We start from the raw sequence: 14,223 nt of genomic DNA on the forward strand, positions 1-14,223 counted from the left end.
CGTCATGAGCTTTTGCACTTTCGTTTCCTCCAGCACAATCACAACGGCTTCAAGCTGATCGGCATCTTGGCTTGTGTGGCTCTTCCATCCACTAGGTTTTTTTGCATTATATTTACCGCACGCCTCGTGGCGCACCAAAGAACCACAGAGGACACAAAGACCGTCAACGTCTAACTTTGTGTCCTCTGTGTCCTCTTTTTTTTCCTTTGTGCTAATTTTCTTTGTGTTGTTTTTCGGGTAATGACTCATGTTTGTGTAGCAAAATTGGTCCACCCCTTATATTTTTTTTGCAAAAAAATCTCTTGCACCTGGTGATATTTCCCCCCTAACTTGCACTTACCATTAAACACGCAACGATCATGGTAGCAGCACCAGCAAAAATAAAGACTGATTCCTCCATCGAAACCCTGTACGAAGCGGCGTTTCCAAACGTAGCCCGCTTCGTACAAAAAATGGGCGGCAACTTAGAAGACGCCAAAGACATCTTCCACGATGCCCTGGTCATCTTCCAGGAGCGCCAAACTCAGCCCAATTTCCAACTCCAACAAAGCTCCAGTGCCTACTTGCTCGGCATTGCCAAACACCTCTGGATTCGACAACACCACCGCCAACGGAAACTGGTGCCCTTAAGCGAGGCTGAGCAACAGATTGAAATCCCTACTGATTATTTTCCGAATCTGCACACCCAACGTTTGTTGCAGTTTTTGGAAGCTGTGGGTCAAAAATGCCTGGAACTGCTTCGCAGTTTTTATTTCCAAAAAACGGCTCTGAAGGACATCGTCAAAACCCAGGGTTACGCCAACGAGCATTCCGTCAGCGTCCAGAAATACAAGTGCCTCGAAAAGGTTCGCCACAGCATTCAGCAAAAATCCCTGCGTTATGAAGACTTCCATGAGTGAAACCATCCTGATCGAACGCTACCTGTGGGGAGAGCTGCTGCCGCTGGAAAAACAAAACTTCAAAGCGCGTTTGTTAAAAAGTCCGCGCCTGCGGCTCAGGGTGTATTTCCAAAAAAAGGTGCACCTCCTGGTCAAATTGTACCACCGCAAAAAGCTTAAAGCAGAACTGGAAGTGCTACACGAGGAATTGTTCAGCAACCCGGACAAAACCCAGTTTCGGGAAAACATTCACCACATCTTTAATAAGGGTTGAGAGACAGTTCGTCATCCCGAATTTTTGGGATGACAAACCGCGGAGCGATTAGGTTTATTCCCGATTTTGACTTTTCAAAAATTCGGGATGACGAACGTTCCTCAACCTCCTCAAACTCCAAACCTATGGTTCGAGCAAGTCTTGTCCCCATGGTCATTGACAATGACGGTGGCGGAGAACGAGTGTATGACATTTACAGTCTGCTGCTCAAGGAACGTATTGTCTTTTTAGCGGGCGAAATCAACGATACGATGGCCAATATCGTGGTCGCGCAATTGTTGTACCTCAGCAGCCGCGACCCCAAACAGCAGATCAACCTGTACATCCAAAGTCCGGGCGGCATTGTGTATTCGGGTATGGCCATTTACGACACCATTCGTATGATTGGCACGCCAGTCTCCACAGTTGCCGTGGGCTTTACGGGAAGTATGGCCACCTTTTTGCTCAGTGCGGGCACCCCAGGCAAACGTTATGCGCTGGCCCATGCCACCATCCACAACCACCCTACCAGTGGCGGTTCACGTGGCTATACCGAAGATGTGCGCATTGCCACCCGGGAACAGGATCGCATCCAGGCCCAGATTTTTCACCTCCTGGGTAAACACTGCGGGCGCAGCGGCCAAGAAGTGGAAGAGTTTTTCCTGCGCGACAAGTACTTGAATGCTCAGGAAGCCAAGGATTTTGGCATTGTGGATGAGATTTTGGGGGATGTGGGGGATTTGGTGGTGCTGAATTCCGTACTGCCAGAAGTAGGTTTGTTGTCGGCTTTGTCACTCAACACCAGGAATAACAGTTAAGGGCATTTGTTTATTCATCAGGCTAAACAAACCTTACCGGGTTTGTTTAGCCACCTTATCTTCATTGAAGCAAAGCATTGAATTAGCGACAAAATTTTCGCAAATTTGGACCTCATCCAAAATTTAAGAAGATGAGGCCTTTTTTATATTTAATCATTCCAGGTTTAATTCTTTTATCCCCCAACGCCTATACACAAGAAAAAAGCAACACTAACCCTGTTTCAGAGGCAATTGAGAAATATGGAAAATCTTTTTTAAAAAATAAAGACATCACTTCAGTCTCCATAGGTGTGTTTAAAGCCGGAGAAGTTTACACCCAACACTTTGGCGAAATTGAAAAAGGCAAGGGGAATGTGCCTAATGACGAGACCATTTATGAAATTGCCTCGGTGACCAAAACCGTAACGGGTTATTTGGTGGCTAAGGCTGTCCTCGAGAAAAAAATCAAATTAGAAGAGGATGTTAGAGTGTATTTAAAGGGAACTTATCCAAACCTGGAATACAATCAAACGCCCATCACTATCAAACACTTGCTTACACATACGAGTGGCTTGCCACTATTTTTGCCGAAAGAAATGAATGGAGTGTTTGAAAAGCTCAATGAAAATGTACCTAACGATTATTATGAATTAGAGAGATCTTATGGTAAAGAACAATTTTTAAGCGATTTGAAAAACGTTTCTCTAGCTGTTGAGCCAGGAACAAAGTATGCTTATTCTAATGTTGGAGCGGAATTAGTCGGGTATGTTTTAGAAACGGTTTATGAAAAAACCATCGATGAATTATTGCAAGAAAGTTTTTTGAAAAAATACGCGATGGTCAACACGGCAATTGAGTTAAACGAGACCCAAAAGCAAAAACTGGTGCGTGGATATTGGATGAGCAATACAAGCCCCTCCCCTAACCAACTCAATAAATTATGGGCAACCGCAGGTGGCTTAAAAATGAACATGACCGATGTATTGCACTATATGGATTTACAGTTAAACAGCGAAGACCCGATTGTCGCTGAATCCCATAAAGTGCTTTATGAAGAGGGCAACATCCTAAAAATCGCCTATTTTTGGAGGGTATGGAATGACAAATATGGCACCTCTTACAACCATCACGGAGGGACGAGCGGTACTCAAAATTGGTTGTTCATTTTTCCGAAATACAAACTGGGCATATCCATTATCACCAACCAAAGCGGCCCAGATACGCCAAATCTGCTGAATAAAACGGCAAAAAAGATTCTGGAAAGCATCATTAAGGAATAAACAGGTTTAACTCTTGTGGCAAAACCAGCCCGATCATATTTGTTTAGCCTTTTTATTATCTTCATTGCAGCAATATTCATTATCCACCATCAGCCCAGACCTCCTTATGCGCCATCAGACTCAGCAAGCTGCAACAACAACTTTTGTGTTAAAAAACGCTCCCGTTTTATTTCTGATGCTTGTGTTAGGCACTTTTGCCTGTCAGCATTCGGCAACACCCAAAGGCTTTCAAATCGAACCCGGTTTCAAACTCGAACGAGTTGCCGCCGAGCCTTTGATCAAAGACCCCGTTGACCTGGAATTCAACGAACGCGGCGAGGCGATGGTGCTCGAAATGCCCGGTTACCCCTTCGAAGACCGCCAAAGCCGCCTGCTCGTACTTCAGGATAAAAATCAAGACGGCACTTACGATGACTCCAAGGTTTTTGCCGAAGGTTTACAACTCGCCAATTCCTTTTTGCCCTATAAAAAAGGCGTCCTGGTGGCTGCCCCACCCTATCTCCTTTTCTTGCACGATGATGACCAAAACAACGTAGCTGACCAAGTGGACACCCTCATGGGCGGCTTTTCCACTGGCAACTTACAGCACAACTACAACGGCCTCACCTACGGCCTGGACAACTGGATTTACGCGGCCAATGGCGGCAACGACGGCAAACCCTACTGGTGGGGCGATCCCGACAGCGCACTGGATTTGCGTGGACAAGATTTTCGTTTTAATCTGGAGACCCGCACTCTGGAGCGCTTGGGCGAATCCTCCGGTGGGTTTGGCCTAGCTATGGGCGAGTACGGGCGTTTGTACGAAACCCACAACCTCACCCATATTTCCACCCTGGTTTTCCCGGCTCGTTATTTCAAAGGCAAGGATCATTTGGAAAAAAGTACCCTTGAAAATGCCTCCAATCACGAAGAAAATGGTCTGGCGCGTATCTACCCCATCGGCGAACAGGAGTCGCGGGTGAACCACCCGGAGCAATCGGGGTATTTTTCGGGCGCCTGTGACATCACCTATTACGGCGGCGGTGCTTTTGGGGAGGAATACGACCACAGCGTTTGGGTGGCCGATGTGGTGCTCAACCTGATCCATGTGGATAAGATCAAAGCCCAGGGTGCCTCCTTCGCTGCCCAGCGCCACCTCGACAACCGCGACTTGTTGGCCAGCAGCGACCGTGCCTTCCGCCCCGTCAATATGAACGTCGGACCCGATGGTAGCATGTACCTCGTAGACATGTGCCGCAAAGTAATTGAACACCCCGAATGGATTCCCGATGACATCGAAAAAACGCTCGACCTGGAAGCGGGCAAGGATCAGGGCCGGATTTATCGGATCAGCAAAGGTACTGCCATAGCCTATGATGTAGCCCAATTTAAAACAGAAACTGGTCTGGTCCAGGCGCTAACCCATGCCAATCAGTGGGTGCGCAAAACGGCTCATCGCTTGTTGATGGAGCAAAAATTGGGACAAACCAGCATGCATGGTTTAAAAGGATTGCTGAAAGACAAAAATCCACTTGCGAAAGTACACGCACTGCACATCCTTGCCGCTCAAGGTGCATTGAACTCCACAGCACTCGCCACGGCATTAGCCGATGAGGTGGCACCGATCCGCGAGACCGCATTGCAATTGGCAGAAAGCAGCTTGAGCAATGACCCAACGCTGCTCCAACAATGCATCCAACTCCTGAATGACCAGGATCAACGGGTACGGATGCAAGCCGCCTTGAGTTTAAGTACCCTGAATGAAGCCAGTGCAGCCTACCAAAAGCAGCGCACCGCCATTCTCACCGGATTGAACACGGCCGCCCAAAAAAGCATGGATACCTGGAACAGTTACGCCATTGCCCTAGCAGCGCAAGGATCGGCGGCAGACTTGTTTGCCAGCCTCGTTCAATCCACTCAGCCAAGCAACAGCGACTTATTGGCGGCTTTGGCCCAAAGCGCCGCGCAATCAACCCAGGGTTTGCAAAGTGTTTTGCAACAGTTGACTGCGCCAAAAATAAGCAATGCGACTCGACAGAACATCCTGCAACAACTCAGTCGTGAAGCTCCAAAACTCAGCGGAACGGCCACCATCGAACCCGCCCTCAAAGCCCTGGAACAATCCCGTGACCTCGGCCTGATTTCCGCTTCAGCTGCTCTGCGGCAACGCCTGAACTTGTCGCCCTCCCCCGAGTTTTTAACCCTAAGTCGCAACGCTTTGCAAAAAGTAAACGACGCCACCCTTCCCGATTCCATCCGCGTGCAGCAACTTGCTCTATTGACTTTGCTACCCTATGCCCAAAAATCAAAAGTACTCTTTGCCTGTCTGCCCAATAGCCAGCCCATCCAGCTACAGGAAGAAGCCCTGCGGCAATTGGCCAATTCCGCCGAGCCTGAAATCGGCCGACGCCTCGTCCAACTATGGGCAGAGCTGGGGCCACACATCCGCAAGTACGCGGGCGACCTGCTGCTGGATCGCGAAATCCACCACGACGCTCTACTAACTGGACTGGAAAAAGGCCAGATCAACATCGGTGAGATGAACTTCGACCTCGAACGCCGCCGCACCCTGCTCTGGTGGACCGACAATAAAAACACCAAACGCCGCGCCGAAAAACTCTTCAGCGACGCCGCCGTAGTGACTCGGCAAGCGGCCATCGATAAAATGAAGCCCGCCCTGATGCTCAAAGGCACTGTGGCAAAGGGGAAAATGGTATTTGCTACTCATTGCGCCAATTGCCACCGCTACGGCAATACGGGCAAAGAAGTGGGCCCGGTACTGACCGAAATATCCCGCAAAAGTAAAGCCACCCTCCTGCACGACATCCTCGATCCCAACGCCGCCGCCGACCCCAAATACATCAGCCACCGCCTCGAAACCAAAGATGGACTGAGCCACCTGGGCATCGTGGCCGCCGAAACGGATCAGAACGTGACTTTGTTAAAAATGGGAGGTGAGAAGGTGACTTTGGCTAAGAAGGAGTTGAAGTCGTTTCGCTCAATGGGGACTTCGTTGATGATGGAGGGGTTTGAAAATGCGTTGACGGTAGCGGAGATGGGGGATTTGTTGGCGTTTTTGCAGGGGGGGAGTGAGGAATAAATCAGCTCTGGATTTAGAAGTAAGATCTGGCGCGGTAGAGACACACGGCAGTGCGTCTCTGCAATGTTTTACATAGCGCAACAGTATCTTACCATCCCGAAATAAAAAATACAAATGCATTGAAACCAATGAATAGAAGCATAATTCCAAAAAGTATTTATTTCCGAGAGTTGAAAAAGAATTTAGATTCTACATCAATGGAAAAGCATGTTGAAAAAATGCAAAAAAAGTTAGTAGACAATTGGTCTAATTTGAATTTGAATTCGGGCCTACGTCCAATTTATCTATTTGAAGAAGATTACAACTCAATTTCTGCATATGCTGTTGAGATTCATGAAGAAAGCTTCTTTTATGTTGAACAAATTACTGAACAAATAGAATCGACGCTTATAAGTAACGAAGCAAAATTCTTCGTAAGAAAGCCAATGGCGTTTTTCGATTTTGAAATTACCGCGTGTAGAAAAGAAGAATGTAGAAATACTGTTCAATATTTGGATTCAAAAGAAGATGAAGATATCCTCAAAAGCCTAACAACTGGATTTAATAAGTTAGAAAACATTGCCCAAATTGGACGACAGTTGATTTCTCGTGGAATAATTATTAATTCAATTAAATTGTTCTGTCAAAACTGGAAGATTCAGTCGTTGGAATTTCGAGCAACAAAAAAAAGAGTTCATTTTGTGGATAGTACAAATGGAATCGTTTACCTAGGAATCAGAAAGTGTTTAGAAGATATGTTTGGAATTGACAAAGATGAGATTCAAATGATCATTGAAAAAAATCACAGCTAAAAACAAATGGAACGTGCATGACCGCAAAAGCTGGCCACAACGTTTCTGCAAGAACCTTTTACATCACCGAACCCAAAAATATCGATAAAATATCGATAACATTTAGATATCCCCCTCAGATATCGATAACTTGCAGATAAGATATCGATAAAATAGAGCGGAAAATACTTAGTTTTGAAATTTGGGCTAAAGCCCAATTGGAAAAGCAATCCTGACCCACGCGCTAAAGCACGTGGCAATTCATGTCCTCCGAGCAAAAGGTACAGAAGTATAAAAATTGGCTCAAAATTGGCTCAAAATTGGCTCAAAAATAGAAAAAACTGGCTCAAATTGGCTCAAATTGGCTCAAAATGGAAGGAAGGCTCACTCCATCCCATCCTCCTCCAGCACCAATTCCGCGTCCTTCTCCCAAATCTCCATCTCACAAGGCTTACAATTGAACTTGAGCTTGTACTCCACCTCCCCATGCTTCAAGGTAAGTGGTTCGGCCACTTTGGTGCCCATAGTTGCGCGTTGGTAACGGGGGCATTTACCCAGTTCGTACTTCACGCAATATTTGGTCACCATCACCCGCGATTTGCCGGGGTCCCACTGCAACTCAAAAGCCTTTTCAATGTCGGTGACGCCGTGGCGATGGTAGAATGCCCTGGCTAGTTTATTGGACACGTTGTAGGTAAAATCGAGCGTCTGCACTGGATAAGGGTGTTCTGTTTTGACGATCTGCGGTTCATCCCGCTGGTAATCCCGAATGCGGATTTCCGCCAATGCTTCCAGGGCCGCTCGGCGGATTTCGTTCACCTTTGAATTGGGCAAAAACCAGTTTTGCGAAAATTCCACCGCTATCTCATCCGTCATGAAAGGCGTATTGCCCGTTTTGGCAAGGTTCTTTTTGATGTTGTCGATCAACCCTTCGGCGTTTTTGGCGAGTTCTTTGGGCATGTCAAAGCTGGCCACATGCTCGTGGCCATCCTCGTCTACTACCCGCAGTGTGAAACCCGTTTCCGTCTCGCTGAACTGCATGGTCACCCCAATTTTCCGCACGGCGCTGTTTTCATTCTCCAGCATACGGTTGAATTCGGCGTCGTGGTTGCGGTAGATTTCCGTGCCGACTGGCAGGGGTTTCAAGGTATTGGGCACCACAATGTCGTTGACGATGATGTTGACCTGCACGCCATCGGCCACGCCCTGCTCGTTGAGGAAGTACAGGCCGTCGCCGTTGTTGAGCAACTCGTAGTTTTCGATCAGGTAGCCATTCGCTTTTTGCTCCAACAATTTGCCGATGTATTGGCCTTGGGACTTGGGGCTTTCCCAAGAGCCGATTTTACTGTGGCGCTGGTTGACAAAATAATCGGTGTAGCCCCGGTTGAAACTGCGATCCAGGCCAGGCTCAAAATTGTAAAAGGTGCGGCCCGAAGAGGCCTTTTGGTATTGATCGGGATGGGCCTCCAGGAAGGCATCCAGTCTTTGGCGCAGGTAGGAGGTATTGTTTTTGACATAAACAATATCTTTCAAGCGGCCTTCAATTTTGAAGGAAGAAATGCCAGCCTGGATCAGATTGGGCAGCTCATCGCTCAGGTCCAAATCCTTGATGGACAAGAGGTGGCTGCTTTCAATGAGGGTATTGCCATTGCCGTCGATCAGTTGGTAGGGCAGGCGGCAGTTTTGGGCGCAGGAGCCCCGATTGGCCGAACGTTCGCCGTTGGCAATGCTCATGTAGCAGTTGCCACTGAAGGAGACACAAAGTGCGCCAGTTACGAAAAACTCCAGTTCTACGTCTGAGGCTTCGTGGATTTCCCGCACCTGGTCCAGGTTCAGTTCCCGGGCCAGCACCACCCTTTTGATGCCAGCATCACCCAAGAATTTCACATGGCCGGCATCCCGGTTGTTGGCCTGGGTGCTGGCGTGAATGGCGATGGGTGGCAGCTCCATTTCCAGGATGCCCATGTCCTGAACAATGATGGCATCCACCCCAATGTGGTACAATTCCCAGATGAGTTGCCGGCAAGGCTCCAGCTCGTTTTCGTACAAAATGGTATTGAGGGTCACCAACACCTTTGCTTTGAACAAGTGGGCGTACCGGGCCAATTCGGCTATGTCTTCCACGGAGTTCGTGGCATTGGTGCGGGCACCAAACAGCGGCGCGCCAATGTACACGGCATCTGCGCCCGCATTGACGGCAGCCATGCCTTGATATAGATTTTTGGCCGGAGCCAGTATTTCGATCTTTCTGCTCATTGGGTGCGCCTCGTTTCTTACTGCTAATTCGGATGAGGCGCAAAATTACAAAAATTAGTAAATGTTTGGTGGATCAACTTTGGGAGGTTGTTTAGGAGAAGTTCACTCATTTACATTCCCAAGGCTTTTAAGGCTTCATACACCAAGAACCCGGGCCACAAAATGGCCTTTAAAATCCCTAAAAGACCCATCCAGAAGCTTGTGGCATGGGAAATGTAATAGACAAGCGCGCCGATGAAACCCATCCCATAAATCGGGTTACTGGAGGCGTGGCGTTGAATTTGTTCTTTCATGGTGTTGATGCGTTTGATGCCTCAAGTTGTTGGTATTTGCTGCATTGTTGGAAAAACTAAAGTCAGTGGCGGGGCTGATTTTTTATGGGTTGTAACTTGATTATGAAGTGGTCATGACTTGGTATAGGTCGCTGACCGGAGCTAGAACTTCGGGAAAGAGCACCAATTTGTGCAGAAGGTATTCGCGAATGATCGGAAGAATTTGCCACCACAGGTGAAAGCTTGATTGTTGGGCAGGCTAAAGCGACACACAAAAGCGACACAAAAGCGACACAATTGCAGCGCGGAGGACGCGGATAAAGCGGATTTACGCGGATTTTTTCTCGCGCCTTCGGCACGAGTTGGGCAAAGTTCAGCAAAAGCATTCCAAACTCCGCATCACTCCCCCTTTTCGCCCTCCGTCGTCAAAAAACCACCATATCAATCCCCCTACTTTCCTTTTTCCAGCATTTTCCTATCTTCCCTCCAAAATTTTGGACTAGTATGAAAAAACTCGTTATTGCCCTGTTTGTTTTGGGTTGCAGCACTTTGGGTATGGCCCAAAACAAACCCAAAGCCAATTATGACCTGGCCGCCCGTTTTTCCCAACCCAAAGTGGAAAAAATGGTCTTTTCCACCAGCGTAAGCCCGCATTGGCTCAAAGAATCGGAACGGTTCTGGTACCAGTACGAAACCAGTCAAGGCCGCAGCTACTACCTGGTGGATCCCGCCAAAAAGCTCAAAAAGCTGTTGTTCGACAATGTAAAAATGGCCGCCGATCTATCGCGCCTCACTGGCGATCCCTTCGATGCACAGCACCTCGACATCACCAGCCTCAAATTCATCAACAAAGAAACCGCGATTCGTTTTGAAGTCAAGAGCAAATTGGCGGAAGAAGATGAAAAGAAGGATGAGGAAGAGGACGACATGAAACAGAAGAAGTCGGACGCGCCGCCCAAAAAAGTAAAGCGCACTTTTTATTTTGAATACGACCTCACCACGGGTGTACTCAAACTCCTTGAAGACTACAAAAAGCCTAAAGACAAACCCACTTGGGCCAGCATTGCTCCTGATTCCTCTTATGTGGTTTTTTCCAAAAACTACAACCTCTACTGGATGGACAAAGCCAATTTCCTGAAGGCCGTGAAAAAGGAGAAGGACTCCACTATTGTTGAAACCCAATTGACCACCGACGGCGAAGAACATTACGGGTACCACAGCGGCGTTTTTGGTCAAACCGACCTGGAGAAGGAAAAAAACAAAGGCAAACGCCAGGGGGCCAGTGTCCTATTTTCCCCCGATTCCAAAAAATTCGCGCTCGTTCGCAACAACAACCGCAAGGTCAAAGACTTCTGGGTGATCAATTCCATCGCGGAGCCCCGTCCTACCCTGGAGACCTACAAATACCACATGCCTGGCGAAAAGGGGGCCCCGCAACAGGAGATTTGGCTGGTTGATTTTCCGAGTAAAGCCTTGGTCAAGGTAGCGGTTGATACAACCATGAAAGACCAGGATTTGAACCTGATGCGTGCCCCACGCCTGGCCAAAAACCGCGACGATGACCACCAACCGAACTTGTGGCTCGCCCCCAACTCGGATCAACTGTACTTCAGCCGTACCAGCCGCGACCTCAAACGTATCGATGTTTGTGTAGCGGATACCAAAACCGGCGTGTCCAAAACCCTGATCGAAGAACGCCTGAATACCTACGTGGAAACCCGTCCACTGGGACTCGTCAACAACGGCGAAGAATACATCCATTGGTCGGAACGCGACGGCTGGGCACATTTTTACCTGCACGACAAAATGGGCAAGCTGAAAAACCAGATCACTTCCGGTCCTTTCCACTGCGAAAGTATCGAAGCGATCGACAGCAAAAACCGGGTTTTGTACTTCCTGGCGAATGGTCGGGAGCCCGGCGAAGACCCTTATTTGACCCACCTCTACCGCGTCAATTTTGATGGAACAGGGTTGAAACTGCTGAGCAAAGGGGATTTCAACCATACCACGTCCAACAACGACGTGAATACCTTTTTTGTCAACAATTATTCCCGCGTTAATACCACACCAAAGTCGGAATTGCTGGATAATTTGGGCACCAAGCTGATGGATTTGGAAACTGCCGATTTGTCCCAGCTTTTTGCCGCAGGCTACAAATTCCCGGAGCCCTTCGTGGTCAAAGCTGCCGACGGCATCACCGACCTGTATGGCGTGATGTACAAACCCTTTGATTTTGATTCTACGCTCAAATACCCGATCCTCGAATACGTGTACCCCGGCCCACAAACCGAGGCGGTGAACAAGGCATTCTCAGCCGGCATGGATCGCACCGATCGGCAGGCGCAACTGGGTTTCATCGTGATCACCATCGGCAACCGGGGCGGGCACCCCAGCCGCTCCAAGTGGTACCACAACTATGGCTACGGCAATCTGCGCGATTACGGTCTGGAGGACAAAAAAGTAGCCGCCGAACAACTCGCCGACCGCCACAAGTACATCGACCTCGACAAGGTGGGCATCTTTGGGCACTCCGGGGGCGGCTTTATGTCGACTGCTGCGATGTTGGTGTATCCCGATTTTTTCAAAGTTGCGGTTTCTTCCTCGGGCAACCACGAGAACAACATCTACAACCGTTGGTGGAGTGAAAAACACGATGGGGTCAAAGAAGTGAAGGACGCCAAAGGCAACATTACTTTTGAATACGACATCGACAAAAACACCGATTTGGCCAAAAACCTGAAGGGTAAACTCCTGATTTGTACGGGCGACATCGACAATAACGTGCATCCAGCGCTCACCATTCGGATGGCCAATGCCTTGATTAAAGCCAACAAACGTTTTGATTTTTTCATGTTTCCTGGGCAACGGCACGGTTATGCGGATATGAATGAGTACTTCTTCTGGCTGCGCGCGGATTATTTTTGCAAACATTTGCTGGGAGATTATGAAGACAGCACGGATATTTTGCAGATGAATCGCGACAAACCCCTAAGTAATAAACGACCATAACCAAAGGAACTAAGAGCGACTTGATTTTCACAAAGGACACACAAAGGTTCACAAGGGGCACAAAGTTAGACGTTGACGATTCTTTGTGTCCTTTGTGAATCTTTGTGTTTTCTTTGTGAAAAAAAATACCGCTTCGGTTCTAACTTACAACACCTACACGCAAACACCTAAATCCATGACTGCGAAACAGATCGGAATTGTCCTTGGTCCACTATTGTTCACCATTCTCCTGTTCATTCCTCCGCCGGAAGGCTTGGAACCTGCGGCCTGGAAAGCCATCGCCATGGCCGCCTGGATGCTCACCTGGTTCATCTCCGAGGCCTTACCCCTCCCTGTAACCGCTCTCCTGCCCATGGTCATCCAACCCCTTTTGGGCTTGGCCACGGTCAAGGAAGCCATGGCACCCTATTCCGACCCCATTATTTACCTCTTCATGGGCGGCTTCACCATTGCACTGGCCATGGAACGCTGGAACCTGCACCGCCGCATTGCCCTGAATATCTTGCGCATGACTGGCTCCAATGCGAATGGGATTATCCTCGGTTTTTTCTTGTCCACTGCTCTGATCAGCATGTGGATCAGCAATACGGCGACTACCATTATGATGTTGCCGATGGCGCTGTCGGTCATTGATTTGGTCAATCAAAAAGATGAAAAAGGAAATCCCTTGCCCGGGATGCGCAACTTTGCGATTTCGATGATGTTGGGGGTGTCCTATGCTTCCAGTATTGGCGGGGTAGGCACTTTGATTGGCACGCCGCCGAACGTGGTTTTTGCGGCACAGATGAAAGAGTTATTTGACAAACAAATCCCTTTTGGGCAATGGATGGCAGTAGGGGTGCCTTATTCTATTTTGCTGTTATTGGGTGGCTATTGGATCATTGTGCGCTGGGCCTATCCCAATCGTTTGGGCAAAATCGAGGGGGCCAGAGAACGTATGGACGCTGAATTGGCAAAACTCGGCCCGATGAGTGCGGGAGAAAAACGAACCACACTGGTCTTCTTTCTGGCTGCATCAGGCTGGATTTTTAAATTGCCAATCGAAAAGGCCATTCCAGGCTTGGTCATCGAAGAATCCGTGGTGGGCATTTGTGCCGCGCTGATGTTGTTTGCGGTGCCAATCAGCTTGAAAAACTACACTTTTGCCCTGGATTGGAAACATACCGAAAAATTGCCCTGGGGCATTTTGTTGCTTTTTGGGGGTGGGTTAAGCTTGGCTTCAGCCTTGTCTTCAACTGGTTTAATCGGTTTGATCGGCCAGCAATTTGCCGGAGGCAATGGGGGCTCCTGGCTGTTTTTACTCGCACTCGTAACAGTGACGGTTTTTTTGACCGAGTTGTTGTCCAATGTCGCTTTGGTGGTGGTGTTCATTCCGGTCATCGGCGCGGTTGCCCAGGCTATGAATATCGACCCAGTGGTGATGTGTATCCCCGTTACGCTGGCGGCCAGTAGTGGGTTTATGTTGCCCATGTCTACCCCGCCGAACGCCATTGTGTTTTCCAGTGGGCATTTAACGGTATCTCAGATGATGCGTGCGGGGGTCTGGTTGAACTTGTTGTCGATTGTGTTGATGACGATCTTTGGTAAATTGGTGGTGCCGCTGTTTTTTTAGTCCGTATCTTTGCGGCG

11 protein-coding genes are annotated in these 14,223 nt (G+C 48.5%); 8 read left to right on the forward strand and 3 right to left on the reverse strand.

Translation table 11 applies throughout. The annotated features are described in order from the left end of the window. The coding region (locus ACEW9O_RS00430; RefSeq protein ID WP_373548135.1) for a hypothetical protein at positions 1 to 249 on the reverse strand (249 nt) is incomplete at its 3' end. Between the two features lie 110 nt (positions 250 to 359). On the opposite strand from ACEW9O_RS00430, the gene ACEW9O_RS00435 reads away from it, so the two are divergent. The 6 genes from ACEW9O_RS00435 to ACEW9O_RS00460 all read left to right on the forward strand — a co-directional run bounded on the left by ACEW9O_RS00435 (position 360) and on the right by ACEW9O_RS00460 (position 7,078). After that, positions 360 to 899 carry an RNA polymerase sigma factor gene (locus tag ACEW9O_RS00435; protein ID WP_373548136.1) on the forward strand — a complete coding sequence of 180 codons (540 nt, stop codon included), beginning with the start codon at positions 360 to 362 and terminating at the stop codon, positions 897 to 899. Next, on the forward strand, positions 880 to 1,152 hold the full coding sequence (locus ACEW9O_RS00440) for a hypothetical protein (protein ID WP_373548137.1): 273 nt from the start codon (positions 880 to 882) through the stop codon (positions 1,150 to 1,152). The genes ACEW9O_RS00435 and ACEW9O_RS00440 overlap by 20 nt, the downstream gene beginning before the upstream one ends. 125 nt (positions 1,153 to 1,277) lie before the next feature. Next, positions 1,278 to 1,949 (forward strand): ClpP family protease, encoded by a 672-nt coding sequence (locus ACEW9O_RS00445; protein WP_373548138.1) that lies wholly within the window; start codon positions 1,278 to 1,280, stop codon positions 1,947 to 1,949. Positions 1,950 to 2,080: 131 nt separating this feature from the next. Next, the gene (locus ACEW9O_RS00450) at positions 2,081 to 3,208 is read left to right on the forward strand and encodes a serine hydrolase domain-containing protein (RefSeq protein WP_373548139.1); all 1,128 of its coding nucleotides are present in this window, start codon (positions 2,081 to 2,083) and stop codon (positions 3,206 to 3,208) included. A 106-nt stretch (positions 3,209 to 3,314) separates the two neighbouring features. Further along, the gene (locus ACEW9O_RS00455) at positions 3,315 to 6,287 is read left to right on the forward strand and encodes a PVC-type heme-binding CxxCH protein (RefSeq protein ID WP_373548140.1); all 2,973 of its coding nucleotides are present in this window, start codon (positions 3,315 to 3,317) and stop codon (positions 6,285 to 6,287) included. 128 nt (positions 6,288 to 6,415) lie between these two features. Further along, on the forward strand, positions 6,416 to 7,078 hold the full coding sequence (locus ACEW9O_RS00460) for a hypothetical protein (protein WP_373548141.1): 663 nt from the start codon (positions 6,416 to 6,418) through the stop codon (positions 7,076 to 7,078). A 363-nt stretch (positions 7,079 to 7,441) separates the two neighbouring features. Here ACEW9O_RS00460 and ACEW9O_RS00465 read toward each other — a convergent pair whose 3' ends face one another. Together ACEW9O_RS00465 and ACEW9O_RS00470 are read right to left on the reverse strand one after the other, a co-directional pair. Next, entirely contained in the window at positions 7,442 to 9,313 is a 1,872-nt protein-coding gene (locus ACEW9O_RS00465; RefSeq protein WP_373548142.1) for a U32 family peptidase, read from the reverse strand. Between the two features lie 110 nt (positions 9,314 to 9,423). After that, complete coding sequence (locus tag ACEW9O_RS00470) at positions 9,424 to 9,606, reverse strand: hypothetical protein (RefSeq protein WP_373548143.1); 183 nt, start codon at positions 9,604 to 9,606, stop codon at positions 9,424 to 9,426. A 483-nt stretch (positions 9,607 to 10,089) separates the two neighbouring features. Between ACEW9O_RS00470 and ACEW9O_RS00475 the strand changes: the two genes are divergently transcribed. Beyond that, positions 10,090 to 12,594 carry a DPP IV N-terminal domain-containing protein gene (locus ACEW9O_RS00475; protein ID WP_373548144.1) on the forward strand — a complete coding sequence of 835 codons (2,505 nt, stop codon included), beginning with the start codon at positions 10,090 to 10,092 and terminating at the stop codon, positions 12,592 to 12,594. 175 nt (positions 12,595 to 12,769) lie between these two features. Further along, the gene (locus ACEW9O_RS00480) at positions 12,770 to 14,206 is read left to right on the forward strand and encodes a DASS family sodium-coupled anion symporter (RefSeq protein ID WP_373548145.1); all 1,437 of its coding nucleotides are present in this window, start codon (positions 12,770 to 12,772) and stop codon (positions 14,204 to 14,206) included. Positions 14,207 to 14,223 lie beyond the last annotated feature (17 nt).

Source organism: Haliscomenobacter sp. (genome assembly GCF_041740695.1).
In the GTDB taxonomy this organism is placed as follows: domain Bacteria; phylum Bacteroidota; class Bacteroidia; order Chitinophagales; family Saprospiraceae; genus Haliscomenobacter.

Bases quoted from the DNA above. Each gene is read 5' to 3' on its own strand.
- ACEW9O_RS00435 (WP_373548136.1), top strand. From the start codon at position 360: ATGGTAGCAGCACCAGCAAAAATAAAGACTGATTCCTCCATCGAAACC.
- ACEW9O_RS00440 (WP_373548137.1), top strand. From the start codon at position 880: ATGAAGACTTCCATGAGTGAAACCATCCTGATCGAACGCTACCTGTGG.
- ACEW9O_RS00445 (WP_373548138.1), top strand. From the start codon at position 1,278: ATGGTTCGAGCAAGTCTTGTCCCCATGGTCATTGACAATGACGGTGGC.
- ACEW9O_RS00450 (WP_373548139.1), top strand. From the start codon at position 2,081: ATGAGGCCTTTTTTATATTTAATCATTCCAGGTTTAATTCTTTTATCC.
- ACEW9O_RS00455 (WP_373548140.1), top strand. From the start codon at position 3,315: ATGCGCCATCAGACTCAGCAAGCTGCAACAACAACTTTTGTGTTAAAA.
- ACEW9O_RS00460 (WP_373548141.1), top strand. From the start codon at position 6,416: ATGAATAGAAGCATAATTCCAAAAAGTATTTATTTCCGAGAGTTGAAA.
- ACEW9O_RS00465 (WP_373548142.1), bottom strand. From the start codon at position 9,313: ATGAGCAGAAAGATCGAAATACTGGCTCCGGCCAAAAATCTATATCAA.
- ACEW9O_RS00470 (WP_373548143.1), bottom strand. From the start codon at position 9,606: ATGAAAGAACAAATTCAACGCCACGCCTCCAGTAACCCGATTTATGGG.
- ACEW9O_RS00475 (WP_373548144.1), top strand. From the start codon at position 10,090: ATGAAAAAACTCGTTATTGCCCTGTTTGTTTTGGGTTGCAGCACTTTG.
- ACEW9O_RS00480 (WP_373548145.1), top strand. From the start codon at position 12,770: ATGACTGCGAAACAGATCGGAATTGTCCTTGGTCCACTATTGTTCACC.